This window comes from Balneatrix alpica DSM 16621 (genome assembly GCF_000619885.1).
GTDB lineage: Bacteria > Pseudomonadota > Gammaproteobacteria > Pseudomonadales > Balneatricaceae > Balneatrix > Balneatrix alpica.
In genome coordinates this window covers 43,312-68,021 of record NZ_JHUZ01000017.1, presented here as the reverse complement: position 1 = coordinate 68,021, position 24,710 = coordinate 43,312, and the positions used below count along the sequence as shown (strand labels likewise).

General features: G+C 56.2%; 29 protein-coding genes. 15 read left to right on the top strand and 14 right to left on the bottom strand.

All coding sequences use genetic code 11. The features are described from left to right. The first annotated feature begins 117 nt into the window (after nucleotides 1-117). Complete coding sequence (locus Q334_RS18610; protein WP_051527673.1) at nucleotides 118-507, top strand: thiol-disulfide oxidoreductase DCC family protein; 390 nt, start codon at nucleotides 118-120, stop codon at nucleotides 505-507. Nucleotides 508-548: 41 nt separating this feature from the next. Here the strand turns inward: Q334_RS18610 and Q334_RS0109305 are convergent, their stop codons facing one another. From Q334_RS0109305 to Q334_RS0109280, 6 genes are all read right to left on the bottom strand, one after another. Next, nucleotides 549-1,016 carry an OsmC family protein gene (locus Q334_RS0109305; RefSeq protein WP_027312976.1) on the bottom strand — a complete coding sequence of 156 codons (468 nt, stop codon included), beginning with the start codon at nucleotides 1,014-1,016 and terminating at the stop codon, nucleotides 549-551. An 84-nt stretch (nucleotides 1,017-1,100) separates the two neighbouring features. After that, nucleotides 1,101-1,829, bottom strand: a complete 729-nt coding sequence (phoU, locus tag Q334_RS0109300) for a phosphate signaling complex protein PhoU (protein WP_027312975.1) — start codon at nucleotides 1,827-1,829, stop codon at nucleotides 1,101-1,103. A gap of 48 nt (nucleotides 1,830-1,877) precedes the next feature. Then, a complete protein-coding gene (pstB, locus tag Q334_RS0109295; protein WP_051527672.1) occupies nucleotides 1,878-2,693 on the bottom strand; it encodes a phosphate ABC transporter ATP-binding protein PstB in 816 nt (271 codons plus the stop codon). A 66-nt stretch (nucleotides 2,694-2,759) separates the two neighbouring features. Further along, nucleotides 2,760-4,451 (bottom strand): phosphate ABC transporter permease PstA, encoded by a 1,692-nt coding sequence (gene pstA / locus Q334_RS0109290; RefSeq protein WP_027312973.1) that lies wholly within the window; start codon nucleotides 4,449-4,451, stop codon nucleotides 2,760-2,762. A 21-nt stretch (nucleotides 4,452-4,472) separates the two neighbouring features. Next, nucleotides 4,473-6,764, bottom strand: coding sequence for an ABC transporter permease subunit (locus Q334_RS0109285; RefSeq protein WP_027312972.1), 2,292 nt, complete (start codon nucleotides 6,762-6,764; stop codon nucleotides 4,473-4,475). A 133-nt stretch (nucleotides 6,765-6,897) separates the two neighbouring features. Next, nucleotides 6,898-7,860, bottom strand: a complete 963-nt coding sequence (locus Q334_RS0109280; protein WP_027312971.1) for a PstS family phosphate ABC transporter substrate-binding protein — start codon at nucleotides 7,858-7,860, stop codon at nucleotides 6,898-6,900. Nucleotides 7,861-8,117: 257 nt separating this feature from the next. Between Q334_RS0109280 and Q334_RS0109275 the strand changes: the two genes are divergently transcribed. Further along, a complete protein-coding gene (locus tag Q334_RS0109275) occupies nucleotides 8,118-8,540 on the top strand; it encodes an acyl-CoA thioesterase (protein WP_035461255.1) in 423 nt (140 codons plus the stop codon). Nucleotides 8,541-8,611: 71 nt separating this feature from the next. On the opposite strand, the gene Q334_RS19985 is transcribed toward Q334_RS0109275, so the two are convergent. Then, nucleotides 8,612-9,061 (bottom strand): anti-virulence regulator CigR family protein, encoded by a 450-nt coding sequence (locus tag Q334_RS19985; RefSeq protein ID WP_051527671.1) that lies wholly within the window; start codon nucleotides 9,059-9,061, stop codon nucleotides 8,612-8,614. 25 nt (nucleotides 9,062-9,086) lie between these two features. Continuing rightward, nucleotides 9,087-10,538, bottom strand: a complete 1,452-nt coding sequence (gene pdxR / locus Q334_RS0109265; protein ID WP_027312969.1) for a MocR-like pyridoxine biosynthesis transcription factor PdxR — start codon at nucleotides 10,536-10,538, stop codon at nucleotides 9,087-9,089. Between the two features lie 113 nt (nucleotides 10,539-10,651). Between pdxR and Q334_RS18600 the strand changes: the two genes are divergently transcribed. From Q334_RS18600 to Q334_RS0109250, 3 genes are all read left to right on the top strand, one after another. Then, nucleotides 10,652-11,287, top strand: coding sequence for a pyridoxamine 5'-phosphate oxidase family protein (locus Q334_RS18600; RefSeq protein WP_051527670.1), 636 nt, complete (start codon nucleotides 10,652-10,654; stop codon nucleotides 11,285-11,287). A gap of 66 nt (nucleotides 11,288-11,353) precedes the next feature. Further along, nucleotides 11,354-11,956, top strand: a complete 603-nt coding sequence (locus Q334_RS0109255; RefSeq protein ID WP_027312968.1) for a DUF416 family protein — start codon at nucleotides 11,354-11,356, stop codon at nucleotides 11,954-11,956. A 12-nt stretch (nucleotides 11,957-11,968) separates the two neighbouring features. Continuing rightward, nucleotides 11,969-12,226 (top strand): hypothetical protein, encoded by a 258-nt coding sequence (locus tag Q334_RS0109250; protein ID WP_027312967.1) that lies wholly within the window; start codon nucleotides 11,969-11,971, stop codon nucleotides 12,224-12,226. 7 nt (nucleotides 12,227-12,233) lie between these two features. Here the strand turns inward: Q334_RS0109250 and Q334_RS18595 are convergent, their stop codons facing one another. The 5 genes from Q334_RS18595 to Q334_RS0109225 form a co-directional block, all read right to left on the bottom strand. Beyond that, a complete protein-coding gene (locus Q334_RS18595) occupies nucleotides 12,234-12,704 on the bottom strand; it encodes an exonuclease domain-containing protein (RefSeq protein WP_051527669.1) in 471 nt (156 codons plus the stop codon). A gap of 53 nt (nucleotides 12,705-12,757) precedes the next feature. Continuing rightward, nucleotides 12,758-13,006 carry a YfhL family 4Fe-4S dicluster ferredoxin gene (locus tag Q334_RS0109240; RefSeq protein WP_027312966.1) on the bottom strand — a complete coding sequence of 83 codons (249 nt, stop codon included), beginning with the start codon at nucleotides 13,004-13,006 and terminating at the stop codon, nucleotides 12,758-12,760. Nucleotides 13,007-13,032: 26 nt separating this feature from the next. Further along, the gene (gene coaD, locus Q334_RS18590; RefSeq protein WP_035461253.1) at nucleotides 13,033-13,527 is read right to left on the bottom strand and encodes a pantetheine-phosphate adenylyltransferase; all 495 of its coding nucleotides are present in this window, start codon (nucleotides 13,525-13,527) and stop codon (nucleotides 13,033-13,035) included. Nucleotides 13,528-13,631: 104 nt separating this feature from the next. Then, nucleotides 13,632-14,222: a 16S rRNA (guanine(966)-N(2))-methyltransferase RsmD gene (gene rsmD, locus Q334_RS0109230; protein ID WP_027312965.1), complete on the bottom strand. Its 591-nt coding sequence runs from the start codon at nucleotides 14,220-14,222 to the stop codon at nucleotides 13,632-13,634. Nucleotides 14,223-14,258: 36 nt separating this feature from the next. Next, nucleotides 14,259-15,512 (bottom strand): peptidase M16 family protein, encoded by a 1,254-nt coding sequence (locus Q334_RS0109225; protein ID WP_027312964.1) that lies wholly within the window; start codon nucleotides 15,510-15,512, stop codon nucleotides 14,259-14,261. A gap of 107 nt (nucleotides 15,513-15,619) precedes the next feature. Here Q334_RS0109225 and ftsY point away from each other — a divergent pair, with 107 nt between their 5' ends. The 5 genes from ftsY to Q334_RS0109200 all read left to right on the top strand — a co-directional run bounded on the left by ftsY (nucleotide 15,620) and on the right by Q334_RS0109200 (nucleotide 20,349). Continuing rightward, a complete protein-coding gene (gene ftsY, locus Q334_RS18585; RefSeq protein WP_035461250.1) occupies nucleotides 15,620-16,987 on the top strand; it encodes a signal recognition particle-docking protein FtsY in 1,368 nt (455 codons plus the stop codon). After that, on the top strand, nucleotides 16,984-17,649 hold the full coding sequence (gene ftsE / locus Q334_RS0109215) for a cell division ATP-binding protein FtsE (RefSeq protein WP_027312963.1): 666 nt from the start codon (nucleotides 16,984-16,986) through the stop codon (nucleotides 17,647-17,649). The genes ftsY and ftsE overlap by 4 nt, the downstream gene beginning before the upstream one ends. Continuing rightward, nucleotides 17,636-18,610 (top strand): permease-like cell division protein FtsX, encoded by a 975-nt coding sequence (gene ftsX, locus Q334_RS0109210; RefSeq protein ID WP_027312962.1) that lies wholly within the window; start codon nucleotides 17,636-17,638, stop codon nucleotides 18,608-18,610. The genes ftsE and ftsX overlap by 14 nt, the downstream gene beginning before the upstream one ends. Before the next feature lie 299 nt (nucleotides 18,611-18,909). Then, on the top strand, nucleotides 18,910-19,764 hold the full coding sequence (gene rpoH, locus Q334_RS0109205; RefSeq protein WP_027312961.1) for an RNA polymerase sigma factor RpoH: 855 nt from the start codon (nucleotides 18,910-18,912) through the stop codon (nucleotides 19,762-19,764). 141 nt (nucleotides 19,765-19,905) lie between these two features. After that, on the top strand, nucleotides 19,906-20,349 hold the full coding sequence (locus Q334_RS0109200; protein WP_245593676.1) for a lysozyme inhibitor LprI family protein: 444 nt from the start codon (nucleotides 19,906-19,908) through the stop codon (nucleotides 20,347-20,349). Nucleotides 20,350-20,396: 47 nt separating this feature from the next. Here the strand turns inward: Q334_RS0109200 and Q334_RS0109195 are convergent, their stop codons facing one another. Next, on the bottom strand, nucleotides 20,397-20,960 hold the full coding sequence (locus Q334_RS0109195; RefSeq protein WP_027312959.1) for a TetR/AcrR family transcriptional regulator: 564 nt from the start codon (nucleotides 20,958-20,960) through the stop codon (nucleotides 20,397-20,399). A 121-nt stretch (nucleotides 20,961-21,081) separates the two neighbouring features. Between Q334_RS0109195 and Q334_RS0109190 the strand changes: the two genes are divergently transcribed. The 5 genes from Q334_RS0109190 (at nucleotide 21,082) to Q334_RS0109170 (ending at nucleotide 24,582) form a co-directional block, all read left to right on the top strand. After that, complete coding sequence (locus tag Q334_RS0109190; RefSeq protein WP_027312958.1) at nucleotides 21,082-22,260, top strand: aromatic ring-hydroxylating oxygenase subunit alpha; 1,179 nt, start codon at nucleotides 21,082-21,084, stop codon at nucleotides 22,258-22,260. After that, nucleotides 22,257-22,433 (top strand): hypothetical protein, encoded by a 177-nt coding sequence (locus Q334_RS20490; protein ID WP_169735598.1) that lies wholly within the window; start codon nucleotides 22,257-22,259, stop codon nucleotides 22,431-22,433. The genes Q334_RS0109190 and Q334_RS20490 overlap by 4 nt, the downstream gene beginning before the upstream one ends. A gap of 10 nt (nucleotides 22,434-22,443) precedes the next feature. After that, nucleotides 22,444-23,121: a hypothetical protein gene (locus tag Q334_RS0109180; protein ID WP_027312957.1), complete on the top strand. Its 678-nt coding sequence runs from the start codon at nucleotides 22,444-22,446 to the stop codon at nucleotides 23,119-23,121. Next, the gene (locus Q334_RS0109175) at nucleotides 23,121-24,038 is read left to right on the top strand and encodes a sterol desaturase family protein (protein WP_027312956.1); all 918 of its coding nucleotides are present in this window, start codon (nucleotides 23,121-23,123) and stop codon (nucleotides 24,036-24,038) included. Before Q334_RS0109180 ends, Q334_RS0109175 begins: the two co-directional genes overlap by 1 nt. A gap of 67 nt (nucleotides 24,039-24,105) precedes the next feature. Continuing rightward, the gene (locus Q334_RS0109170; RefSeq protein ID WP_027312955.1) at nucleotides 24,106-24,582 is read left to right on the top strand and encodes a hypothetical protein; all 477 of its coding nucleotides are present in this window, start codon (nucleotides 24,106-24,108) and stop codon (nucleotides 24,580-24,582) included. Nucleotides 24,583-24,710 lie beyond the last annotated feature (128 nt).

Genomic DNA, 24,710 nt, shown 5'->3' with positions numbered 1-24,710 from the left:
AACCAAAGGGGTAAGAGCAGTGTCGCAGAAAAAGCGTCAAGGCTGTGTAAAGGGGCTTTGCAAAACTCTGCAGATCTGGCTGAACGGCCAAGACGTACAGGGTGCAGGAGGTGTGGTATGTATCCATTAGAAGTGTTTTATGACGGTGCCTGCCCATTGTGCGCTAAAGAAATGGCCTGGCTGGCACAGCAGGATCGGCAACAGCGCTTGCGGCTGCGAGATATTCAAGCCGTGGATTTTGATGCCTCAGCTGAAGGTCTGGAGTCGTCGGCGTTAGATGCCCAGTTACATGTGCGTGATGCGAAGGGGCAAGTTTGGCAAGGGGTACCGGCCTTTGTGCTGATTTATCGTGCGGTGGGGCGCACAAGCTTAGCCCGAGTGCTGGCCTTGCCAGGGCTGGCGCCCCTGTGGCAGTGGGGTTACCGTCACTTTGCCCGGCATCGCTATCGCCTGAGTGCCTGGCTTGGTTTGACTGACAGCTGTGGTCAGCAATGCCGTCGAGACTAGCTTTTGTGTCTCAACGGCGGCGCTCAATGGTTCAGTGCTTGTTAAGCCAGGCGAATCTGGCTGTGGCATTGCACCTCAAAGTTCAAACTATTGGCAATAAAGCAGTAATGGTGGGCTTGGGCATGCAGCGCCTCAGCTTGGGCGATATCGCCCTTGGCCAGTAGGATCTGGGGCTTGAGGGTGATGGCGCTGAAATAGCCGCGGCCATCGGCTTCCAGCAGCATGGTGCCTTCGGCCTGGTCTTCATAGCTTTGCACGGCAATGCCCGCCTCGGCACAGAGGTGCAGATACCACAGCATATGGCAGCCGGACACCGCTGCCAGCAGCAGGTCTTCCGGATTATGGCGCTGCGGGTCACCGCGAAAAGCTGGGTCAGAGGAGGCTGCCAGCACGGGCTTACCATCGATACGGTAATCGTGGTTGCGGCTATAGGAGCGGTAGTCCTGGGTGTGCTGGCCGAGGTTGCCGGTCCAGACGGTGGTGAGCTGGTAGTGATGTTGCTTGGCCATGGGGGTTCCTCTGTGAATCAGCCCGGGCTTGCCGGGCTGATTCAAGGTAGGGCGTAGACCCTCTAATAGCAACAGGATGGGCACTTAGGTTTTTTTACCTTTCTCCACCACTTCTTTGAAGTTTTCCAGGCCGGTGTGACGAATATCTTCCCCTTTCACCAGATACACCAGGTATTGGGCGATATTGCGGGCATGGTCACCGATGCGCTCCAGCGCACGCAGTACCCAGATAACGTTGATAACGCTGGAGATGGAGCGCGGGTCTTCCATCATATAGGTCACCAGTGAGCGCATGGCGGTTTTGTATTCCTGGTCAACCAGGCGATCTTCCTTGGCGACGGCGTAGGCGGCATCCAGGTCATAACGGGCAAAGGCGGTGAGGGTCTGGCGCACCATGTCGAGTACGTGGTTGCCGATCATGCGCACTTCCACGTAGCCACGGGGGGCCTGGCCTTCGTCCATCAGTTTGATGGCCATCTTGGCAATGCGCTTGGCTTCATCCCCCATCCGTTCCAGGTCGCTGGCGCATTTGTAGACCGAGACCACTAAGCGCAGATCGGAGGCGGCGGGTTGGCGACGGGCAATAATACGGATGCAGGCTTCTTCGATGCTGACATCCATGGCATTGACCTGCTTTTCATTGGCACGCACGGTTTGCGCCAATTCGGTGTTGGATTCCACCAGCGCGGTGACGGCATCCTGTACCTGTTTTTCAATCAAGCCGCCCATCGCCAGCAGCTTGCTGCGGATTTCTTCCAGATCGGCGTTGAACTGACCGGAGATGTGGTCAGAGTGCATATCCTGCATTTGCATAATCTTGTCCCCCAGAGTGGTATGAGTGCCCTGTGAATGCTGCTGAACTTAGCCGTAACGACCGGTGATGTAATCCTCGGTCTTTTTCTGGCTGGGGTTGGTAAAGAGGGTGTCGGTGGGGCCGTACTCCACCAGGTCGCCCATGTACATGAAAGCAGTGTAGTCGGAAACCCGCGCGGCCTGCTGCATGTTGTGGGTGACAATGACGATGGTGAAACGGTCTTTCAGCTCGTGGATCAGCTCTTCGATTTTCAGGGTCGAGATCGGGTCCAGGGCGGAGGCCGGTTCGTCCAGCAACAGGACCTCAGGCTTGACGGCGATGGTGCGGGCAATCACCAGACGCTGCTGCTGACCACCGGACAGGCCGAGGGCGGATTCATGCAGACGGTCTTTGACTTCTTCCCACAGGGCAGCGGATTTCAGTGCCCACTCGACGGTTTCATCCAGTACCCGCTTTTTGTTGATGCCCTGGATACGCAGGCCATAGGCAACGTTTTCGTAGATGCTCTTGGGGAAGGGGTTGGGCTTTTGGAATACCATCCCCACCCGGCGACGCAGCTCAGCAACTTCCACCTTGCGCTCATAAATATTCTGGCCGTCCAGCAGAATCTGGCCGTGAATACGGCAGCCATCCACCAGGTCATTCATGCGGTTAAAGCAGCGCAGCAGGGTGGATTTACCGCAACCGGAGGGGCCGATAAAGGCGGTCACCCGGTTTTTCGGGATCATCATGTTGATGCCGTGCAGGGCTTCCTTGTCACCGTAGAACAATTTCAGATCGTTCACGGTCAGGGCGGCGGTTTCATTGGCCAGATTAAGACCGTTGCTGGCTTTGACTTCGGTTTGAATTTGAATTGCGCTCATCGTTTTCTCGCTTAAGGGCCCACTGGGCCCTGGCAAAATTCGGTTAAGGGTTGCCGCTGGCCTGGCTTACATTTCCAGGGCTTTGTACTTTTCACGCAGGCGGTTACGAATGCCTACGGCGGTCATGTTCAGCAGGGCAATCACCACCACCAACAGGAAGGCAGTGGCATACACCAGGGGGCGGGCCGCTTCGACGTTGGGGCTCTGGAAGCCGACGTCATAGATATGGAAGCCCAGGTGCATAAACTTTTGATCCAGGTGAATAAAGGGATAGTTGCCATCCAGCGGCAGGCTGGGGGCAAGCTTGACCACCCCTACCAGCATCAGCGGTGCAACCTCACCGGCGGCACGGGCCACCGCCAGAATCACCCCGGTCATCATCGCAGGGCTGGCCATCGGCAGTACCACGCGCCACAGGGTTTCCGCCTTGGTGGCGCCCAGGGCCAGGGAGCCTTCACGTACGGCACGGGGAATACGGCTTAAGCCTTCTTCGGTGGCGACAATCACCACCGGTACTGTCAGCAGCGCCAGGGTCAGGGAGGCCCACAGCAGGCCCGGGGTGCCCAGCGTGGGGGCGGGCAGCGCCTCGGGGAAGAAGGCATCATCAATGTGGCTACCGAGGAAGTAGACAAAGAAGCCCAGACCAAATACCCCATAAACGATTGAGGGCACCCCGGCCAGGTTATTTACCGCGATGCGGATAATGCGGGTGATGGCACCCTGCTTGGCATACTCACGCAGGTAAACTGCGGCCACCACACCAAAGGGGGTGACCATCACGGACATCAGGATCACCATCATCACGGTACCGAAAATAGCGGGGAAGATACCGCCTTCGGTATTGGCTTCACGGGGCTCATCGCTCAAGAATTCCCAAATCTTGGCGCCGTAAAAGCCGATCTTCTGCCCCAGGTGCATGGCATTGGGACGGTAAGCGCGGACGATTTTCGCCAAGGGGATTTCCACCATGCGGCCATTCATTGCTTCGGCCACAATGCTATCGCGGTTGAAGGACTCGTAGAGGCTGATTAAGCGGCTCTGCATGTCTTCATAATCCCGGTTTAAAGCATCGCGTTCGGCCTGGATTTCCGCCAGGCGGTCGGGGGTGTTGCGCCCTTCCAGCTGCAGGCGGCGCTCCTTCAGGCGCAGGCGTTCAATTTCATAGTTAACCGAGCCAATCTCGTGTTTTTCGATGGCGTAAATGTCGGCATGGATGCTTTCGGCGCGCTCCAGGCGGGCTTGCAGTTCATTCCAGGCTTGCTCACCTTCGGCATTGCTATCCGTGCCCTGGAAGCTGGCCACGACCTGGCCATTTTCTTTCACTTCACGCAGGTAGCCGTAGAAGTTACCCCACTCGCGCCGTTCGGCGGCGAACAGCATTTCCGGCCGGCGTACATTTTCCAGATTGCCTGCCAGTACCCAGCGGAAGTCGCCGCCGTAGACATCGCGGTTACCCACTTTGAGCAGGTAGCGTTCGACTTCTTCCACCTCGGCGGGAATATCAACACCGATATCCCGCAGGCGCTGGGCGGGTACCCATTCGTCATTGGTGATTTCACCGATGATATTTTCAGGCTGTCCCTCTTCGTTGAGGTATTGCGCCTGAATAATATCGGCGGGCCAGAAGTGACCCAGGCCGCGCACGGCGATTACCCCCAACAGGGCCACCACCATCAGCACGTTGATGGCGACGGCACCGGCGTTCAGCCACACCCAGGGGGCGCCTGATTTAGTCCATTCTTTAAATGACACGCTCATAATCTTGTCCGTCTACCTTAATTACAGGGAGCCATATTTCTTGCGTAGGCGCTGGCGGATGATTTCCGCGGCGGTGTTCATCACAAAGGTGAAACCGAAGAGCACCAGGGCAGCAAGGAACAGGATGCGGTAGTGAGAGGAGCCCACTTCCGACTCTGGCATTTCCACCGCAATGTTAGCGGCCAGGGTACGCATGCCCTCGAAGATGTTCACATCCATAATCGGGGTGTTGCCGGTGGCCATCAGTACGATCATGGTTTCCCCCACGGCGCGGCCCAGACCAATCATCACCGCCGAGAAGATACCGGGGGAGGCGGTGGGCATGACTACCCGCACCAGGGTTTGCCAGGGGGTGGCACCCAGGGCCAGGGAGCCATAAGTAAGGGATTTGGGTACACCAAAGATGGCATCTTCGGTGATGGAGAAGATGGTCGGGATCACGGCAAAACCCATCGCCAGGCCAACCACCAGGGCGTTACGCTGGTCGAAGTTAATCCCCAGTTCATTGGTGATAAAGGTGCGCATGTCGCCACCAAAGAAGCTGTTTTCCACCGGCTCGGTGACGCCGAGGATGGCGAAAATCAGCAGCAGGATCACCGGAATCAACAGCAGGGCATCGAAGCCTTCCGGCAGGCGATGACGAATCGCCGAGGGCATCTGTGCCCAGGCAAAGGCAAAGGCCAGGATACCGACCGGAACCAGCAGCAGCGCCATAAAGATAAAGGTCAGATTGGTCTCGACGAAGGGGGCCAGAAACAGGCCGGCAAAGAAGCCGAGGATGACGGTGGGCAGGGCTTCCATCAGCTCAATAAAGGGTTTGATTTTGCGGCGGAGCGACGGGGCCATGAAGTAAGCGGTATAGATGGCGCCACAGATCGCCAGCGGCATGGCCAGTAACATGGCATAGAAGGCTGCCTTCAGGGTGCCGAAGGTCAGCGGCATCAGGCTGTATTTGGGTTCGAAATCATTGCTGGCGGAGGAGGACTGCCACACGTACTGCGGATCTTCATAGCCCTCATACCAGACTTTACCCCACAGGCTTTTCAGCGAGACTTCCGGGTGCTTGTTGTAGACGCTCCAGAGTTGCAGCTGGCCCTGTTGGTTCTGACTGAGCAGGGCATTACCACGGGGACCAAAGGCGATCAGCTTGGCGGCACCGGCTTCGAACAGTTGTTCATTGAGCACATTGGTTTCTGCGGTGGTGTTATAGAAGCTGACCAGGCCATCCTCATAGGCGACAGCAAAGCCTTTGCGGCGGTGTTCGGTGGCAATCGTAACGACTTTGTGGCCATCACGCTTGAAATCACGGATACGTTGCAGGTGCCAGTCGCCCTTATCATCGCGTACCAGGAACCACTGGCTGACGGTGCCGAGGGTGTCGCCAATCAGCAGGGACTGACCGCCGAGCAGCAGCTCCAGCTCGGTAATTTCACCCTTGCTGACATTCAGTTGCTCTGCCAGCAGCGGCTGTTCCAGATTGCGAATGTCGAACAGGCTGAGGCTGCCATTGCTCTCGCCAACCAGTACCCATTGCTGACCGGGCAGAATCTCAATGCCACGCAGGGCACGGTTGCTTTGTGGCAGTTTGTAGGCGTTGCGGGTCAGTTCGACTTCTTCGGTGATGAAGTTGGTGTCTTTGCTGTAACGCACCAGCTCCAGTTGCTGGCCGTGGCTGGCAACCAGCGCCAGGGCGCGATCTTCATCCCGTACCGCCAGATATTCAATGGCCTGACCATCACTGAGCACCTGGATCGGGGTTTCGCCATAGGGGAATTCGATCCGGGGGGTGATCAGACGTTTGTTGTTGGGGTAGGTGATTTTGTATTCGTGCTTAATCACCAGTGCCTGGCCATTGGAAAAGCCCAGGGCAAACTGATGGCTGCTTTCTGACTGTAAGGCAAAGCTGGTGATGTTTACCCCGGCAGGGAGATTGAGCTGTTGCTGGCTCAGCAATTGGCCGGTTTGGCTGCTGAAAAAGGCCAGTTCGCCCTGATCGGTGACCTGCAGCGCCACTTCGGCCTGCTCCTCCAGGGTCAGATACAGGGGTTTGCCCTTCAGCTCGCTGAGTTGGTAAGCGGGCAGAGGCTGTTCGTTCTGCTGCCAGGGCTCCATGCTTGCCCCTTCAAACAAGGGCGCAACTTCATACAGCAGGTAAAAGAAGATCAGCAGCACGGCCACAATCACGCTGATGCCGCCAATGCCAACGACCCATTCGGCCAGCCGGTCTTTGAGGGCGCGCACCCGGCGGTGGCGTCTCAGGGCCGGGGTATCAAAATCCAGTTCAGGAGGAGAAACTCGGGCTTGTGTATTCATGGGATCAGTTCAATTAGTCAGACTGCCGCTACTTTATTCCGTCAATATGACACTTGTATGACAGTCCTGGCATAAACGACATCACCGGCGCTGTTGGCAGCGCCGGTGCTTGAGGGATACCCCTGGGAAGCTCTTACTCGATAGCGGACAGAGTCTTCTCGATCACAGCCTTGGGCAGGGGGATGTAGCCGTCTTTGACGACCACTTCCTGGCCTTGCTTGGACATCACCAGCTTGATGAACTCACGCTCCAGCGGAGCCAGAGGCTGGTTGGGGGCCTTGTTGACATAAACGTAGAGGAAACGAGCCAGCGGGTAGGTGCCGTTGACGGAGTTTTCCATGGTCGCTTCGATGAACTGACCGCCTTCTTCTTTAGCCAGGGCAACGGCTTTAACAGAAGCGGTTTTGTAACCGATGCCGGAGTAGCCAATGGCGTTCAGAGAGGTGGAAACAGACTGCACCACGGAGGCGGAACCAGGCTGCTCATTAACGTTGTTTTTGAAGTCACCCTTACACAGGGCGTGATCTTTGAAGTAACCGTAGGTGCCGGATACTGAGTTACGGCCATACAGCTGAATATCCTGCTCCGCCAGGGTGCCGGTCAGGCCCAGTTGGCCCCACTTGGTCACGTCAGCAGCGCCGCCGCACTTACGGGTGCTGGAGAAGATGGCATCCACGTCAGCAATGGTCATGCCGTTAACGGGGTTGTCCTTGTGGACAAACACGGCCAGGGCATCGATGGCGACGGGAATGGCAGTGGGCTTGTAGCCGTATTTGGCTTCGAAGGCTTCCAGCTCTTTATCCTTCATCTTGCGGCTCATCGGCCCCATGTTGGAAGTGCCTTCAGTCAGCGCGGGGGGAGCAGTAGAAGAACCTGCCGCCTGAATCTGGATGTTGACGTTGGGGTAGGCACGCTTGAACTCTTCTGCCCACAGGGTCATCAGGTTGGCCAGGGTGTCGGAACCAACAGAGGACAGGTTGCCAGATACACCGCTGGCTTTCTGGTAGTCAGGCAGGCTGGCATCAACGCCGGTAGCCATGGCGGTAGAGGTGAGGGCGGAGAAGCCCAGCGCGACTACGAGTTGCTTCAGTTTCATTACTTACTCCTGGTGACAGGCTCTTCTGGTTTAAGGGGCAGCAGGTCAGTACCTGGCCGCGTAATTTGATGGAGCCCACTATAGGAGTTGAATGTGACAACTCAGTGACAAGGGTTGGCAATCGTCAGATTTTTGCAAAAGCGCGACCTGAGTCTGCGCAAAGCCAGTAAAGACGCTGCTTGGCGGTTTTTTCGCTGCGCGTGAGCGGCTATACTGGCGCCATCATTTTGCTGCCCATAGCGATAATAAGGCTAATTATGAACGCCCAGGATTCTGATGAGTTGAACCCCAGTCCCGAAGGGGAGTTGAGTCTGCAATTTCCCGCTTTGCCAAGCGATACCAATGGCTTTGGTGATATTTATGGCGGCTGGCTGGTGGCTAAGATGGATTTGGCCGCCAGTATTCATGCAGGCAAGCTGGCCCATAGCCGGATTGCCACGGTGTCGATTTCCCAGGTGGACTTTATGTCACCGGTCTTGGTTGGCACCCTGCTCAGCTTTTATACCCGGGTGGTGGAAACGGGCAATTCATCGATGAAAATCGTGGCGGAGGTTTGGGCGCAGTGTCCCGATGGCTCGGAGTTTCGCAAGATCACCGAAGGGCTATTTGTGCTGGTGGCGATTGATGAGAATGGCCGTATCCGCCCCTTGCCGCAGCAGAACCGTCGTCTACGCAGTTAAGCCAGGCAGGCGCTGTGGTGGTCATGGGCCACTCAGCGCCTGCGGTGCTCATGGATGGCTTAAGTGCTGGGTTAGAGGCCCAGATTGCGGCTGATCACTTCCACAATCACCTGACTCGCGGTTTCCACCAGGATGGCGCGGCCATCTAACTCACGCCACTCATAACCCGGTTTTTGCGGTAGTTTTGCCAGCGTGTTTTGGTCATAACGTTTGGCAATGCCGGGAGGTAAGGGCTTGCCACGGGCGAGATTTTTGGCAATGCCGGGGGGCAGTCCCTTGTTCTTGTGTTGACTGAGGTTTTGCTGCTCGCTGCCTTTGGGCGCCTCTTTGCCATAGAGAATACGCCATACCAGTTGGCGTTCGGTTTCAGTCAAAATATCTTTGAGTACACCGGACTGGCTGCTTTCGCTACTGGGCTGCCAGTCTTGTTTGCCCTTTCCTTTATCTTTATCCGCGAGCCCCAGGGGGCTGTATAGACTAAGGCTCAGGCTGAGCGCGGAAACGAATAAAAGTGGACGCATGCTAGTGGCTCCTGTGGTTACCTGGCTAAGCGCGGGCACGACCCAGATACTGTGCCAAAATCTGTACGCCTTGTTCCAGTTGCTGTTCGTTACAGCCGGCATAGCCCATCACCAAGCCATTTTGCCGCTGTTGCAGGCAATAGTCACTGAGGGCGCGCACCCCAAGCCCTGCTTGTTCCAACTGACGTACCAGCATGCGGTCATTGCCATTCAGGCGCAGGCAGGCATGCAGTCCCGCGTCCGGCAAGGGGCCGAGCTGGTGTGGGCGTAGCTGCTGCTTGGCCAGTTGCCAGAAATAGTCGCGGCGCTGTTGGTAGAGCTGACGCATTTGACGGATATGACTACTGAAGCCACCGCTTTCGATAAACTCGGCCAGGGCGGCCTGCAGATGTAAGGGTGGATGCAGATCCAGCAGTGAACGATAGCGACAGAAGGGTTCCACCAGGCTGTCGGGCAGCACCAGATAACCCAAACGCAAACCAGGAAACATCACCTTGGACAGGGTGCCCAGGTACAGCACCCGCTGGTGCTGATCCAAACCCTGCATGGCGGCAAGCGGGCGGCGGTCATAGCGATATTCGCTGTCGTAGTCGTCTTCCAGAATCCAGCTGCCCTGCTCTTGCGCCAGCTGCAATAACGCCAAACGGCGGGGTAAAGAGAGTACGGCGCCGCTGGGGTACTGGTGGGAAGGGGTGGTGTAAATCAACTTGGGTAGCGGGTGCTGGGCCAGGCCCTGGTTGAGCTGCAGTCCTTCTTCATCGACAGGTACCGGGCAAAGCTGTGCTCCCTGGGCCTGAAAGCCATAGCGGGCGCCGAGATAACCCGGGTCTTCAATCCAAACAGGATCACCTTCATCCAACAACAGCGCGGCAACCATGCTGATGCCCTGCTGGGCACCGGAGGTAATCAGAATCTGCTCTGACTGGCAGCGTACTCCGCGGGACTCCTGCAGGTATTGGCTCAGGCACTGGCGCAGGCGGGGCAAACCCTGGGGCTGACCATAACCGGCTAAGCGCTGCGGGTGGCGGCGTTGTACCCGATTCAGATGTTGACGCCACTGATCCCAGGGAAACAGCTGCAGCTCGGGAATGCCTGGCTGTAGCAGCAAACTGGCGGGTTCGCGGCTACGGTTGTAGGCGCTCAGATGCTGGCCGCGGCGTGATAAGCCCTTCACCGGCGTAATCTGTTGTGGCTCAGGCTGGGCGGCAATCAGGCTGTCCGGCTCAGGTAGGCAGACATAGGTGCCAGCGCCGATACGGCCACGGGTAAAGCCATCCTGGGCCAGTTGCTCATAAGCCTGGATGACGGTATTGCGGCCACACTGCCAGTGGTTGGCCAGTTCCCGGCTGGGGGGCAGGCGTTGGCCCTGGGCTATCTGTCCGGCCAGAATCAATTGCTTCAGTTGTTGGTAGAGTTGCTGTGGCTTACTGCCGCCCTGGGGATCGGCAGGCTGTAGCAAACTGGCCAGCGGTGACATATTGGCTCCATAAAAAGATTAAAAATGGCTCTGTTTGGGAGCCATTGATCATTGCATAGTCAGGTCTTTCGTAACGATTTGCAAGTTCTGTTTGCTTAGCCAGGAGTCAGTACATGAGTGGGCGTAATCAGATTAAGCGGGGGCCTAAGCGCAAGGTAGAGGATTATCAGCAGGCGTTGGCCATCATTGATGAAAGCTGGATTTGTCACCTTGGCATTGATGCCGGGGGGTATCCGCTGGTGTTGCCGACCGCCCATTGGCGTCAGGGAGAGTACCTTTATCTGCATGGACATGCACGTAATGGCTTATTAACCAAGGCATTGGAGCAGCCGCTCTGTGTATGTTTCACCTTGTTGGATGGCTTGGTGTTGGCTAAGTCGGGTTTTAATCATTCCATGAACTACCGCTCGCTGGTGGTATTTGGTCAGCCGGAGCGGGTAGAGGGTGAGCATAAGCGCGAAAGTCTGGACTATTTTGTCGATCGTATTGTGCCGGGGCGTGCTGCCGTGGTGCGGCCGCTGACGGACATTGAACTGCAGGCAACCCTGGTGATCCGGCTGCGCTTGGATGAGTGGTCCTGCAAGATCCGCCAGGGCGGCCCCAATGATGATGCTGCCGATGGGGATTGGCCGGTCTGGTCGGGGGTGCTGCCTTTACGCCTGCAGGCGGGGGAGTGGCAAGTGGCCCAGGCCGATGGCCCCGTGCCGGAAAGTGCGACTCCTGCCCTACATGGTTTGCCGGCTAATTAGTAGCCTGTACCCTCCACGGGGGCTAGGGTAGAATGAGCGCCCTAACGAACTAACCCGGAGCCCCCCATGCAGCAACTGGATCTCGAGCAAAAGCTAGCCCCTCTGAAAGGCTGGCAGCTGGCCCTGTTCGCAGCCAGTATGGCCGAGCGCCTGTACCCTAACTATGCCCTCTTTGCCCGGGTGGCCGAGTTTGGTGACGCCGCCCTGGTACGGGGGATTCTCGACAAGGTGTGGGAGAAGCTGGCGGGCCGCCGTTCGGTGATGCATATCGAAGAAATGCTGGACCAGCTCGACAGCGTGACCCCGGACTTACGTGAGTTCGATATGTTTGGTGCCCATGCTGCCCTGGATGCCTGCGTGGCGTTAAATGCGGTGCTACAAACCCTGGATGGTGAGGAAGCAGCGGATGCGGCATCGGCGGCTCAGGTGGTCCATGAGTGTATCGCTGCCCTGGTGGAGTTTACCTCGCCGGTGGATATCTCCGATGAAGAGCTGGTGCGCCTGATCAATACCCATGAGTTGATGGTGCAGCAGTTGGACTATGAAGATTGGCTGGTCGAGGAGCTGCAAAGCCGTCGCCAGGCCGAAGCTGCCTGGGTCGATGAGCTGCGTACCACCGCCGCGAATGAGGGCGTCAGTGCCATCGGCATCAGTGACGACGAAGATTGAGTTGCTAACATCATGCTGAAATGGGGGCTGCTGCTTTTAATCGCGCCGATGCTATGGCTGATGGGCAGCTTTTGGCAGGAGTTTATGGCGGTGGATGCCTGCCTGGATGCCGGTGGCAGCTTCGATTATCAACAATTGGTCTGTGATCATCAGGCCAATCATCCTTTTATTCCCTTTGGCGCACGCCACAGTGGCCTGGTCAATGGCAGTATGTTGCTGATGCTGTTAGGGCTGCTGCTCTGTATGCTGGGGCTTTATCGCCGCCGTTAATCGCGGTTTAAACCTGGGGCAAGCGCTTATTAATCAGCTCGGCCATCATGGCCACATCATCCAGTGCCCGATGGGGACGTGATTGGCGTTGCAGTTGCTCAATCAGGTCATAGTCACGGTATTGGGCGAGATGGGAGTAAAGATCCTTCAGCTCAAAGCTGGGGTGCAACAGGGTGGCGTCGTAAAGGCGATGCAGCCAGTGGCCATCCCAGTCGGAGGCATCAGAAAATACTTGCCGTCCTTGTAGGGCCTGATTAAGACGTTGGGCGGCTTGCAGCACGCCAATTCCCTGCTGATGCAGCATTTCCAGACTAATGCCATGAATGTGTCCGGCCCATTGCAGATCGTGCCAGTGGGAGGCGCTCCGGGGATCAATCAAAAAAGAATCACGCTGACCGCTTTGGGTATCAATCCAGGCAATTTCAATCGGAAAAGACTGACGGGACAGGCTGCTGGCCTCAAAATCCATTATCAGCATGACAACCTCGTCATTCGGCGGGAAAAGGCCGGAGCGGGCTCCGGCCGAGTGGATCAGGAGGCAGTCAGCTTGATGTACTTGTCGTACAGCTGATCTTTGCTTTCCTCGTGATCGGGATCCTTGGGAATACAGTCCACCGGGCAGACTTCTACGCACTGGGGGGTGTCATAGTGGCCTACACACTCGGTGCACTTGTTCGGATCGATTTCGTAAATTTCCTCTCCCTGGGAAATTGCTTCGTTCGGGCACTCTGGCTCACAAACGTCGCAATTGATGCACTCATCAGTAATCATCAAAGCCATGGCAAATCCTCGCAGTTCTCAGCTTGCTATGCCTGTTTATTTAGGTTCTGAATATGGTTGCGCAAGGCTTCTGCGACAGCAGGATGGACGAATTTGCCCACTTCACCATTAAGGGTGGCCACTTCCCGCACTAGGGTGGAGGAAATGAAGGAGTACTGCTCGGCAGGGGTCAGAAACATGCTTTCCACCTGAGGGGCCAGTACCCGGTTCATATTGGCGAGCTGGAATTCATATTCGAAATCCGAGACCGCACGCAGACCGCGCAAAATAATATTGGCGCCTTTTGCCTTGAGCAGATCGGTGAGCAGACCATCAAAAGAGCAGACCTCTACATTGGGTAGATGCTGAGTCACCTGACGGGCTAAATTTTCACGCACCTCCAGAGGTAGCAGGGGCCGCTTACGTGGACTGGCGGCTACGGCCACAATCACACGTTCAAAAAGGCGGCTGGCCCGCTCCACCAGGTCGGTATGACCATTGGTGATGGGGTCGAAAGTGCCTGGATAAATCACGGTATTCATATCGGCTTTCCGCAAAAGCGCTCTTGTTGTATTCGCAAGCCGCCTGATACTAGCCCAAAGCGGTGCACCGCACAATGTAAAGGCTAGTCTCGGCGCGGCAGCGATTAGGGGCTGAGTTGACGATGATAGAGGGCATAGCTCACCTGTCCCGCCTGTTTTTGCCGGTGTAATCGCCAGCTGGAGGGCAGGGTGGGAGTCAGGTCTCGCTCATGTTCAACATAGATATAGGCCTCATCGGCCAGCCAACCCTGCTGCTCCAGTTGCTCGGCGCAGGGCTGCAGCATGCCCTGGTTAAAGGGCGGGTCGAGAAAGACCAGGTCGTACTGGCGCAACGCCGGTTGTGCCAGCCAGCGCTGCATGTCCTGTTGCAAGACTTCGGCATGCTGGCATTGCAGCAGCTGTAAGTTGGCCTGCAGTTGGCGATAGGCCGGTGTGGCCAGGTCATTGAGGGTGGCAAAGCGGGCGCCACGTGACAGAGCTTCCAGGCCCAGGGCGCCGGAGCCGCTGAAGGCATCCAGACAGGTACTGCCTGGCACCCAGCTCATTAACCAGTTAAACAGGGTTTCGCGGACACGGTCTGTGCTGGGGCGCAAGCCCGGTAAATCGGGAAAGCTCAGGCGGCGGGAGCGCCATTCACCGCCAATAATACGTAATTGGCCGGTGGCGGCGGGAGTAGAGCGGGGGCGCTGGCGCATAGGAGTCCTCATCAGATCATTCAGCCGGATAGCCTGTTAGGGGCTGAGTCGGGCCTGGCCGCGGGGCCAGTCACTAAAGGTGGTTAAGGCGTCTTCTAATTGGCTGAAATCAGCCTCACCGCCGAGTTGGTAGTGCCATAGCAGATCGCTTGGCAAGCCCCGCTGTAAGCCTTGCGCCAGCAGCAGGGCAAGCTGCTGTGGTTGGGCGGCCAGTTCTTTCCAGCGCTGGCGTACCTGTGGCAGGGCAACCTCTAACTGGCGCAGGCTCAGACTGGCAGGCGGCCAGCTCGGTGGCTCGTGATCAAGTGCCCCCTGCCAGTACCAGCTCAGGCTGGCGGGAGGCAGGGGCAATGTGCTGGGGCTGAGACCCTGTTGTGTGGCCAGCTCCGCTAAGCCGAAGCGGAGCAGGTCGGTCTCCAGGGGGTAAAGCATGACTGGAATCTGTAAGGCCCAGGCCTGCAGTTGCTGTAGCTGCGGACGTTGCATATTCAGGGGCAAACCGGCGGCAGCAGGAGGGGCCACTGCGCTTGGTTGGCTGACGGGGAACTGTTGTTGAATCTGCTCCGCCACCTGTTTGGCCTCGCGCTCGCTCAGACTGCCATACAGCAGCAGCTGTTGCGGTTGTTGCCAATACTGACCGATAAAGTGACTGACCTGGGCGGCATCCAGCTGCTCCAGGCTGCTACGCTGGCCCCGCTGTGGCAGCCCATAGGGGTGATGGCCATAGAGGCTGACGAGACTGGCTTGGCTGACCAACAGATCGGCTTTGTTGGCATTGATATGGGCTTCGGCCAGCAGGCGCTGCTGAGCTGCCGCCAGACTGGCAGGTTGCAGGTCATCGTGGCGTAGCAGCTGTTGCAGCCCTTGCAGGGCAAGTTGGCGATGCTCCGGTGTGCTGGGCAGGCGCAGGCTCAGGTGCCAGCCGTCCTGTTCCAGCTGGCTGGTCAGGGCGATCTGATGTTGTAAAAACCAGTCCTGACTATTGCCGCTGAGGTGATGGTACAGCGTGCGCTCCGCCAGCGTTGCCAAACCTGCGGCGACCCCTGCGGCCCCCTGGTGATAACTGAGGGTCCAGACTTCGCTTTGCTGTAAATCTTGCTCCAGCCAATAGACCGCCATTTGCTCTTGCTGCCAATGTTGCGGCTGCCAGCTATCGGCCTGGCGTTGCTGGTACCAGTTAAGTAGCAGTACAGCAATGGCAATCACCCAGATAATGATTTTCAGATAGCGCCGGTTAAACAGGGGCTGGGGTACATTCACGGAGGGGGGCTGATGGCCTGACTCGCTCACGGCTGCTTCTCTATCCTGTTACCCTTGGGAAAGCGGTGGCCATCCTTTAAGATAGCCCCTTCTGTTTCGCAGGCGCGCTGCCTGCTGCTGTGGGATTGTAACTATTCATGTGGGATAAACTGAAATCTTCTTTATTCGGCAAGAAAAAGCCGGAGCCAACTCCTCCTGCCGCCCCCGTTGCGCCAGAGCAACCTGTTGCTGAGCCGAGTCAGGAGGAGAGCGCGTTAGCGTCTGCACAGGACAGCACTGTCGAGGTAATGCCGCAGGCGGTTGAGACCACCGTCGTGGCCGAGCCGGAGCAGGCTGAGCAACCCGCCCCTGCGGCAGTGGAGCCGCTAACGGAGCAGCCCAGCCCGGCGGCTGAGGAGGAGCATCCACCGGTCAGCCTGGCGCAGTCTGCAGCCGAAGTAGCAGAAACCGAAGTAGCAGAAACTGCAGCAGCAGAAGCCGAACAAGCGCCAGTCAACACTCCCCAGCCGTTGGTTGAGCCCTCAGTGGTCGCCGCTGCCCCGGTGGAGGCCCCACGCGAGCAGGAAAAGCCCAAGGGTAAACTGGGCTTCTTCGAGCGCATTAAAGCAGGCCTGAGCCGCACCAAAGCGAATCTGACCGAAGGCCTGGCTTCGCTCTTTCTTGGGGCCAAACAGATCGACGATGACCTGCTAGAAGAACTGGAAACCCAGTTATTGCTGGCGGATGTGGGGATGGAAGCGACCCAGGACATCATCCAGCGCCTGACGGATCGTGTTAGCCGTAAAGAGCTGAAAGACCCCCAGGCGCTCTATCATGCCTTGAAAGACGAGCTGCGGGCGTTGTTGCAGCAGGCTGAACAGCCGCTACAACTGCAAGCCAAGTCTCCTTATGTGATCTTGATGGTCGGGGTGAATGGGGTGGGTAAAACCACCACCATTGGCAAGCTGGCGAAGAAATATCAGGGCGAAGGTAAAAAAGTGATGCTGGCGGCGGGGGATACCTTCCGCGCCGCTGCGGTGGAGCAATTGCAGGTATGGGGGGAGCGCAACCAGGTGCCGGTGATTGCTCAGCAAAGCGGTGCCGATAGCGCTGCCGTGCTGTTTGATGCGCTGCAGGCGGCGAAAGCGCGGGGAGTCGATGTCTTGATCGCCGATACCGCTGGACGTTTGCAGAACAAGCAGCACCTGATGACGGAATTGGAGAAAGTGGTGCGAGTGATGAAAAAGCTCGACCCCGAGGCCCCCCATGAGGTGATGCTGGTGTTGGATGCCGGCACCGGCCAGAACGCTATTTCTCAGGCGAAAACCTTTATGGAAGCGGTGGGGGTATCGGGCATTACCCTGACCAAGCTGGATGGCACCGCCAAGGGTGGGATCATCTTCGCCATCGCTAAACAATTTGGCCTGCCGATTCGTTTTATCGGCGTGGGTGAGGGGATTGACGATCTGCGCCCCTTCCAGGCCAATGAATTTGTCGACGCCCTCTTTGACAGGCAGGATGCATGATCAGATTCGATCAGGTCAGTAAGCGTTACCCCGGTGGCCATGAGGCCCTGGGCGGTGTCAGCTTTACCCTGAAACGGGGTGAGCTGGCCTTTCTGACCGGTCATTCCGGGGCAGGTAAGAGTACTCTACTCAAGCTGATCATGTTGATGGAGCGCCCCAGCACTGGCCATATCTATATTGGTGAGCAAAATCTCAGCCGCCTGCCCGCCAGCCAAATCCCCTATCTGCGCCGGCGGATTGGCGTGGTGTTTCAGAATCACCAACTGCTGTTTGACCGTAGCGTGTTTGATAACGTCGCTCTGCCGCTGCGCATCAGTGGTTACGACAGTGATGATGAAGCGCGACGGGTACGGGCAGCACTGGATAAGGTGGGGTTGCTGAATAAAGAAAAGCTTAATCCCATTGCTCTCTCTGGCGGGGAGCAGCAACGGGTGGGGATCGCCCGTGCCATCGTCAACAAGCCGGCTTTGATTCTGGCGGATGAACCGACCGGTAACCTGGACCCGGAGCTATCGGCAGAAATCATGCGTTTATTTGAGCAGTTCAATCAGGTGGGAGTCACTATGCTGATCGCCAGCCATGACCTGCGCCTGATTGCCCGTATGCACCATCGGGTATTGACGCTACAGCAAGGGAGAGTGATCCAGGATGCGACGAGCTGAGCGGCAAACCGCAGGAGCGGTCAGTCATCAGGTTAGCCGCGGCGATGTGCTGCGTGCCTGGTGGCGTCATCACCGGCAGGAAGCGGCCACCAGCCTGGCGAAGTTGCTGCGCCAACCCCTCGGCAGTCTGATGACCCTGTTGGTGATCGCCATTGCTTTGGCCTTACCTGGGTTGCTGTATGTGGTGCTGTCGAATGTGTCGCAACTCAGTGGCGAGCTGGGGCAGAGCACGCGGATGTCGGTGTACCTGGCGGATGATGCCAGCCAGGGGCAGGGAGAATCCCTGGCCTATGAACTGAGCCGTGACCCGGCCTGGCAGGAGGTGCGCTATGTCTCCAAAGAGCAGGCGCTACGTGAGTTTCAGCAGCTATCAGGGTTAGCGGATGTGCTGGCCGGGCTGGAGAGCAATCCGCTGCCGGCGGTGATCGTGCTTAAACCGGCTGGGCAAATCCATCCCCAGGAGGCCAGTCGTTTGCTGCAGGAGCTGGAGGCGCTGCCGGAGGTGGAAGTGGCGCAACTGGATATGGAGTGGGTGCAGCGTTTACATACGCTATTGGATATCGCCCGCCGGGTGGTGGTGGCGCTGTCTGGCCTGTTTGGCATTGCCGTGTTGTTAGTAGTGGGCAATACCATTCGTTTGTCGATTGAAAGTCGCCGGGATGAAATCGTGGTGATTAAGCTGGTGGGGGGCACCGATGCCTATGTGCGTCGCCCCTTTCTTTATACCGGCCTTTGGTATGGCTTGTTGGGCGGGTTACTGGCCTGGCTTTTGATTGCGCTCTGTCTGCACTGGCTGGGTGATCCGGTGTCTGCGCTGGGTCAGTTGTATCAAACTGAGTTTGAATTACGCGGCCTGGGTTGGCAGGCGTCGCTATGGTTACTCGGCGGCGCGGCAGTGCTGGGCGTGCTGGGGGCGGGCTTAGCGGTGGGACGGCATCTTTCCGCCATCCAACCACGCTAAAAGGTGCTCATGGCGGAGGGATGGGGCCCATCGCTAGAAACATTTTGTTGCTGCAATTCCCCAGGCACTGGAGTAGCTTTTTGCTGGCTTCAAGGCTTTTTGCTAAGATTTGCTCCCTCCTGCGAGGGAGGTGACAGAAAGAAGAGTGAAAAAGCAGGCCTCAAGGCCGGAACTTTTTTCTCTTGTCTTCTTTCTAATCAGGGCGCTGTATAAGCTGCCCGCCTGACCCAGCAAGCTGGGCAGAATCCATGAGTTAGCTGGCCATTGTTGGCTGATTCCGTATCGAGATGAGGTGTGAGATGAGTCGTAGTCTTCTTCCCGCTGAGGTGATGTCTCCGGGCCGTAATCTGGAGGGCTACATCCAGTCAGTACATGCGATTCCCATGCTGACCCATGAGGAAGAGCGTGAGCTGGCCGAGCGCCTGTTCTACCAAAATGATCTTGAGGCCGCTCGTCGACTGGTTTTGGCCCACCTGCGCTTTGTTGTTCACATTGCTAAAAGCTATTCCGGCTATGGTCTAGCCCAGGCTGACCTGATTCAGGAAGGCAACGTTGGCTTGATGAAAGCGGTGCGTCGCTTTGATCCCAATGTCGGGGTGCGTCTGGTGTCCTTTGCGGTGCACTGGATCAAGGCAGAAATGCACGAATTTATTCTGCGTAACTGGCGCATCGTCAAAATTGCCACCACCAAGGCCCAGCGCAAAATGTTCTTTAACCTGCGCAGTGCCAAGAAAAAACTGGCTTGGTTTACCAATGATGAAGTTCACTCCGTTGCTGCGGACCTGGGGGTTGATCCACAGGTGGTGCGGGAGATGGAGGGGCGTCTGACCGCCCAGGATATGGCCTTTGATGCGGGCACCGATGACGATGACGATAAGGCTTACCAGGCACCGGCTTTCTTCCTCGAAGATAAGCGTGCTGACCCCGCCCGTCAGTTAGAAGAGGCTGACTGGGAGGAGCATGCCAACAGCAAGCTTGAGCAGGCCATGCAGCAGCTTGATGAACGCAGTCGCGATATTCTTAACCGGCGTTGGCTGGTGGATGAGAAGGCTACCCTGCACGAGCTGGCTGCTGAGTATGGCGTTTCCGCCGAGCGTATTCGCCAGCTGGAAAAGAGCGCGATGAAAAAGCTGCGCATCAGTATGGAAGCCTGATATCCCTTGCTTTGCTTGTCCCATCACCCCGCCTAGTGCGGGGTGATGTGTTTATAGCCCCTAGAGAAAATGGCGGTAAGGGGCTGTCAGCTGATGCTTTGTTGCAGTTCTGCACTGTCCAACCAGGAAGGAGTCCTTGTTTTGCGCCTATCTATCCGCCCTGCTATGGCCCGTGGCTTAGCGACCTTGATGGGGTTTGCCGCTTTACTGCCGCTGAGCAGCCAAGGGCAAGATACCTCTGTGGATTGTCAGAATGCGATCACGACTATGCAGATCAATCAGTGCGCTGGCCTGGAGTTAGAGCATGCCCAGACACAGCTAAGCCAGTATCTACAGGCGAGTCTTCGCCACCATGGGGAGGATGCTGAGTTGGTGCAGGCAATAGAGCGTTCTCAGCGTGACTGGCAAGCCTATATGACCGCTCACTGTGATGCGGTGTACACCCAGTGGCGTGAAGGGACGATCCGTGGCCTGATGACCCTTAGCTGTCAAACCGAGTTGACCAAGCAACGCACCCATCAACTGTGGGCTTATTTTTTGACCTATATGGATAGCACGCCACCGGTTTTGCCGGAGCCATCCTGATAGTTCATTTTGACGGAGGCCGTCCGAGGCTGATGCCGATACCTGCATCAAGCAGGTCTGTTACCTATGCCTTCAAATAAGGTCACCAGTAATGCGCGGGTGTAATGATCGGCTTTGCCCGGGTGCATCCCCTGTTGCCACCAGGCTGCATAAAGCAGGCTATCAATGGCGGTGACCAGCCACTCTGTATCGAGATCTTGCCGAATCGTTCCAGTGGCTTTGGCGTTATCCAGTAATTGCGATAGACGCTGGAGTTGTTGCTGATACAGGCGCTTAAACGCCGGATCTTGCTCGGCTACTTCCCACAGTGACAGTAAAAAATGATAGCGGTCGCCAAGCGGAATCAGTGCTTCAAACAGTTGGCGCAGGATCTGTTCAGGGGCTAATGCCTGACGCCGAATGGGATCAATCACACGTTCCACATCTTCAAGACACTGTAACGCCAGTGCCTGCACTAGGCTCTCCCGTGAATCGAAATGACGGTATAGGGTCGCTCGTCCTACCTGGGCAAATTCAGCAATTTCCTTGAGGCTTGCAGCTGGGTTCCGCAATAACAATGTCAAAGCGGCATCCAGCAATGCTTTGCGAGATTTTAGGATGCGTGCATCCAAGATAAGGCTCCTTGTTGCGTGTTGGAGGCATCATAGCAAAGTCACTCTGTATTTATGAATCACTTGTGTCTCGTATATTTGTAATATATGATCCATTCGTGTCTCGTTTTGAGGTGTTTTCATGACCACATCAGCCCTGCAGCAGCTAAATGCTTACCGTGAAGTGACCGCCCTAGCGGCCGAAAATGCGCGGGCGTTGCCCTTTGCATCCTGCCATAGCAAGGATTTGTACCAGTTGGAAATGCAGCGCATTTTCCGCCAGGACTGGATCTTCATGTTGGCCGAGCGGGAGCTGCCAGAAGCAGGGGATTATTTTGCCTGCGAATTGGCAGGTGAAGCGTTGGTGTTGATCCGTGGAGCAGACGGCCAATTACGTGCCCTGTCTAACCTTTGCTGCCATCGTGGCACCCTGCTGCTTGATCCGGGTTTTGGCCGAGTCAGTAAGCACCTGGTATGTCCCTACCATGCCTGGACCTATGGTCTGGATGGTGGTTTAAAGGGGATTCCGCTGGAGGGTAAATCCCATATCGATCACCAAGAGCACTGCTTGACACAGTTCTTGCTGGGTAGTTGGCAGGGGCTGGTATTTGTTCACCTGGGTAAGCCCAGTGAAACCCTAGCGCAGCGCTTTAGCGGGCTGGAGCCTTTTGTCGAAGCCTTTGAGCTGACGCAAATGAGTCAGGTTGGTCCCAGCCAGGTGGAGTCCTGGCAGGCTAACTGGAAACTGATCATGGAGAATGCCATGGAGAGCTACCACCTGTTCAAGGTGCATAAGGACACCCTTGAGCAGGTCACGCCAACCAAACAGGCTTATTACGTGGCGGGACAGTCAAGCTGGAGTCTGACAAGTGGCGAGATGAAAAGCGGTGTCACCCAAAGCCTGCTGAGTCTTTTTCAAACAGCCATGCCTGAACATTGCCAGCACTATCTGTTGTTGAGCTTACCCCCTAACTTTGTCGCCATTCTCACTTGCGAGGGTCTGGGGTGGATTCAGGTACTGCCGCAAGCAGTGGATCAGAGCCTGATTCGATCCGGTTTTGTGACCTACGCGGACAGTGGTCGAGAAAGTAAAAGTGAGCAGAGTTTTACCCAGCAGTTTTTTGCTGAGGACAAGTGGATTTGTGAGCGCCTGCAACAGGGTATGAAAAGCCAGCTAGCACAGGGTGGGCGTCTGGTGGAAATGGAGCGAGTCGTAGCGGATTTTCACCATTACCTGGGTTCTCAGCTTTTTGCCCATCCGGCGACGCCCGTTAATTATGGCGACAAGGCCGCCTGGTGGTTGGGTCAGGAGACAACATGATGTGGACATTGATTGGAGTGAGTCTGCTGCTGTGGTTGGGCTGGGATTTGTACAGCGGTGAAGTGTGGTTGCACCGTGCCTTCCTGCGTGAGCAGGAACCACTGGGTTATTGGTTAGGTATGGCCTTGTGGTTAGGGGTGGCGTTGAGCTGCCTGTTAAGTGATTGGCGTTAAGGAGTCAAACATGCCGTTGATTCGTTATATGTTGGGGACAGCGGCCATTGTGGCGTTGGTCTGGCTAGCCGTGTGGTTGCAACCAGGTGGAGCGGGTGGCGAGTGGCTAAGTGAGGGTGGCAGTGCTGAGCAGTGGTTGAATCCAACCGAGCCGAAGCAGGAGTCGGCTGGACAGTGGGTGATGCCTACGCCGCCGGCTCAGAGCAAGCCAGCCAACTCACCCGCTCCCGTCACCACCAAGCCAAGCCAGCCTAGTCAGGATCTTGTATCTGCAGGCTGGAGTAATATTCCGCTGGTCGGTGTGTCACAGCGCATTGCGCTGGGTGATATTGAGCAACTCTGGTACACCTTCAATGAGCAAAAATTACTGCATGCGGCCCTTAAGCCTGGGGAAAGTCAGATATTTGTCCTCTATCAGGGCTTTAATACCGACTTTAGTAAAGCCATGGTGACGATTGGCTATGATCGGAGCAACCTGCTCGGCACATTATCCACGACCACCCAATTACCGGCAGGGCAGTATGAGGTGGTAGTACCTGCGACCACTAAAGCCAGTGTACTGGCCAGTGCCTGGGGTGGATTGAGTTATCAGCGTGGCCTCAAGGCGGTGATAGAGCGTCACCAGGTGGATTACCAGGGCAACCTGAGCGGTAGTGAAATGTGGGCGTTATATCAGGAGCAACCCTAATGGAAACCTTATTAGGCTATTTGAGCGAGCAAGAGTTGCTGGGTTGGGAAGTCTGGATTGATGATGGCTTTTTCCTGCTGGCGATGGCGATTTTTGTACTGGAACTGATTCGTCTAGGGTTCAAACGCCAGTTGAGCTGGAACATGGCCGGTGATTCCCTGACCAACTTTATTACCTTAGCGGCTTTTATCGTGCTGAGCGCGGCCTTGATTGCTGCTGCCTATACTGGGCTGTTTTACTGGGTGTATACCGATTTTAGCCTGACTCAGCTGCCGATGAGCTGGTGGACCGTGCTAGGTTGCCTGATTCTGGCGGATTTGGCCTATTACTGGGAACACCGCTTTTTGCATCGCGTTGGGATCGGTTGGGCTACTCATACGGTTCACCATAGCTCGCCCTATTTCAATATATCGGTCGCTTATCGCTTCGGTCCGTTGGATGGTTTGTTCCCACTACCCTTCCATTTACCCTTAGTAATGTTGGGTTTTCATCCGGCGATGGTGTTTTTATGCGAGACAGTAGTGCAGGTTTACCAGACTTTGCTGCATACCGAAGCGGTGGGCAAGTTGCCACGTCCTGTTGAGGCAGTCATGAATACCCCCTCCCATCATCGGGTACACCATGCCACCAATCGGCAGTATCTGGATAAAAACTATGCCGGCATCCTGATTATTTGGGATCGAATGTTTGGCACCTTTGCCAAGGAAGAAGAGCCGGTGCGCTACGGGGTCTTTCCACGGATCAACTCCATTAATCCCTTTACCGTGTTTTTTCATGGATTTACCAAGCTGTTTCAGCGCATGTGGCAGGCTGACAGTCTGTCACAAAGCCTGAAATACCTGATCAAACCACCTAGCTGGGCCTGGGAACAAGAGCAGCTAAAGCGACGTCAGTCTGCTGTCACTGAGTCGAAATAACTGAGTCGAAATGACTTAGGCTTTTACTCAATCACCTAATTAATAGTTGAATTTAAAGGAATCACAGATGAAAAAACTCTGCGTGATCGCCGCTGCATGGCTGTTTGTTGGCCAGGCTCAGGCAGCTATGGATGCTGCCACCGTGAATACCCTGTTCAACAGCATGATCGAACATGTGCAGAATGAGGATGCGGCTTACTTCAATGCCTTTAAGGGCGATGTACGTATTCATCTGCAAGCCCCCGAGCATTGGCAGATGGGCACAGGTGCCTTGAGTCTAGAGGAATATAAGGCCTTTACGGAAGAAATGTGGTTGGAAACGGAAAATCATAACTTTGACATTGAGAGTCTCGATATCATCCAGGAAGGCACCGCTTTCCGTTTAAAAGCGAAAGTGTGGGAACGTTCGACCCTGTCAGGTGACACCATTGCTAGCAAGGCTGACATTAATGCCGTGGTTGTGGAGGCGCAGGGCATGGCGAAAATTCAGGATTATAAAGTGGTATTTGAGGATGTAACTGAGCAGGACTGGTTTACTAAATAACGGGTTATTCTTCTGCTTACCTAGGTAAAACTACTGAGCTATTTTGCGTGTTTTACCTAGTCCCCTCTGTACTCTTGCGAATAGGCGCGTTGTCACGGCCTTGCGATCATCTCCAAGCTGCTAATAAC

Bases quoted from the DNA above. Each gene is read 5' to 3' on its own strand.
- Q334_RS0109180 (WP_027312957.1), top strand. From the start codon at position 22,444: ATGCCGTTGATTCGTTATATGTTGGGGACAGCGGCCATTGTGGCGTTG.
- coaD (WP_035461253.1), bottom strand. From the start codon at position 13,527: ATGAATACCGTGATTTATCCAGGCACTTTCGACCCCATCACCAATGGT.
- ftsE (WP_027312963.1), top strand. From the start codon at position 16,984: ATGATCAGATTCGATCAGGTCAGTAAGCGTTACCCCGGTGGCCATGAG.
- Q334_RS0109250 (WP_027312967.1), top strand. From the start codon at position 11,969: ATGCTGAAATGGGGGCTGCTGCTTTTAATCGCGCCGATGCTATGGCTG.
- Q334_RS0109190 (WP_027312958.1), top strand. From the start codon at position 21,082: ATGACCACATCAGCCCTGCAGCAGCTAAATGCTTACCGTGAAGTGACC.
- rpoH (WP_027312961.1), top strand. From the start codon at position 18,910: ATGAGTCGTAGTCTTCTTCCCGCTGAGGTGATGTCTCCGGGCCGTAAT.
- Q334_RS18595 (WP_051527669.1), bottom strand. From the start codon at position 12,704: ATGCTGATAATGGATTTTGAGGCCAGCAGCCTGTCCCGTCAGTCTTTT.
- ftsY (WP_035461250.1), top strand. From the start codon at position 15,620: ATGTGGGATAAACTGAAATCTTCTTTATTCGGCAAGAAAAAGCCGGAG.
- Q334_RS0109305 (WP_027312976.1), bottom strand. From the start codon at position 1,016: ATGGCCAAGCAACATCACTACCAGCTCACCACCGTCTGGACCGGCAAC.
- Q334_RS0109240 (WP_027312966.1), bottom strand. From the start codon at position 13,006: ATGGCTTTGATGATTACTGATGAGTGCATCAATTGCGACGTTTGTGAG.
- Q334_RS18600 (WP_051527670.1), top strand. From the start codon at position 10,652: ATGAGTGGGCGTAATCAGATTAAGCGGGGGCCTAAGCGCAAGGTAGAG.
- rsmD (WP_027312965.1), bottom strand. From the start codon at position 14,222: ATGCGCCAGCGCCCCCGCTCTACTCCCGCCGCCACCGGCCAATTACGT.
- pdxR (WP_027312969.1), bottom strand. From the start codon at position 10,538: ATGTCACCGCTGGCCAGTTTGCTACAGCCTGCCGATCCCCAGGGCGGC.
- ftsX (WP_027312962.1), top strand. From the start codon at position 17,636: ATGCGACGAGCTGAGCGGCAAACCGCAGGAGCGGTCAGTCATCAGGTT.
- Q334_RS19985 (WP_051527671.1), bottom strand. From the start codon at position 9,061: ATGCGTCCACTTTTATTCGTTTCCGCGCTCAGCCTGAGCCTTAGTCTA.
- phoU (WP_027312975.1), bottom strand. From the start codon at position 1,829: ATGCAAATGCAGGATATGCACTCTGACCACATCTCCGGTCAGTTCAAC.
- Q334_RS20490 (WP_169735598.1), top strand. From the start codon at position 22,257: ATGATGTGGACATTGATTGGAGTGAGTCTGCTGCTGTGGTTGGGCTGG.
- Q334_RS0109175 (WP_027312956.1), top strand. From the start codon at position 23,121: ATGGAAACCTTATTAGGCTATTTGAGCGAGCAAGAGTTGCTGGGTTGG.
- Q334_RS0109255 (WP_027312968.1), top strand. From the start codon at position 11,354: ATGCAGCAACTGGATCTCGAGCAAAAGCTAGCCCCTCTGAAAGGCTGG.
- Q334_RS0109275 (WP_035461255.1), top strand. From the start codon at position 8,118: ATGAACGCCCAGGATTCTGATGAGTTGAACCCCAGTCCCGAAGGGGAG.
- Q334_RS0109280 (WP_027312971.1), bottom strand. From the start codon at position 7,860: ATGAAACTGAAGCAACTCGTAGTCGCGCTGGGCTTCTCCGCCCTCACC.
- Q334_RS18610 (WP_051527673.1), top strand. From the start codon at position 118: ATGTATCCATTAGAAGTGTTTTATGACGGTGCCTGCCCATTGTGCGCT.
- pstB (WP_051527672.1), bottom strand. From the start codon at position 2,693: ATGAGCGCAATTCAAATTCAAACCGAAGTCAAAGCCAGCAACGGTCTT.
- pstA (WP_027312973.1), bottom strand. From the start codon at position 4,451: ATGAGCGTGTCATTTAAAGAATGGACTAAATCAGGCGCCCCCTGGGTG.
- Q334_RS0109170 (WP_027312955.1), top strand. From the start codon at position 24,106: ATGAAAAAACTCTGCGTGATCGCCGCTGCATGGCTGTTTGTTGGCCAG.
- Q334_RS0109285 (WP_027312972.1), bottom strand. From the start codon at position 6,764: ATGAATACACAAGCCCGAGTTTCTCCTCCTGAACTGGATTTTGATACC.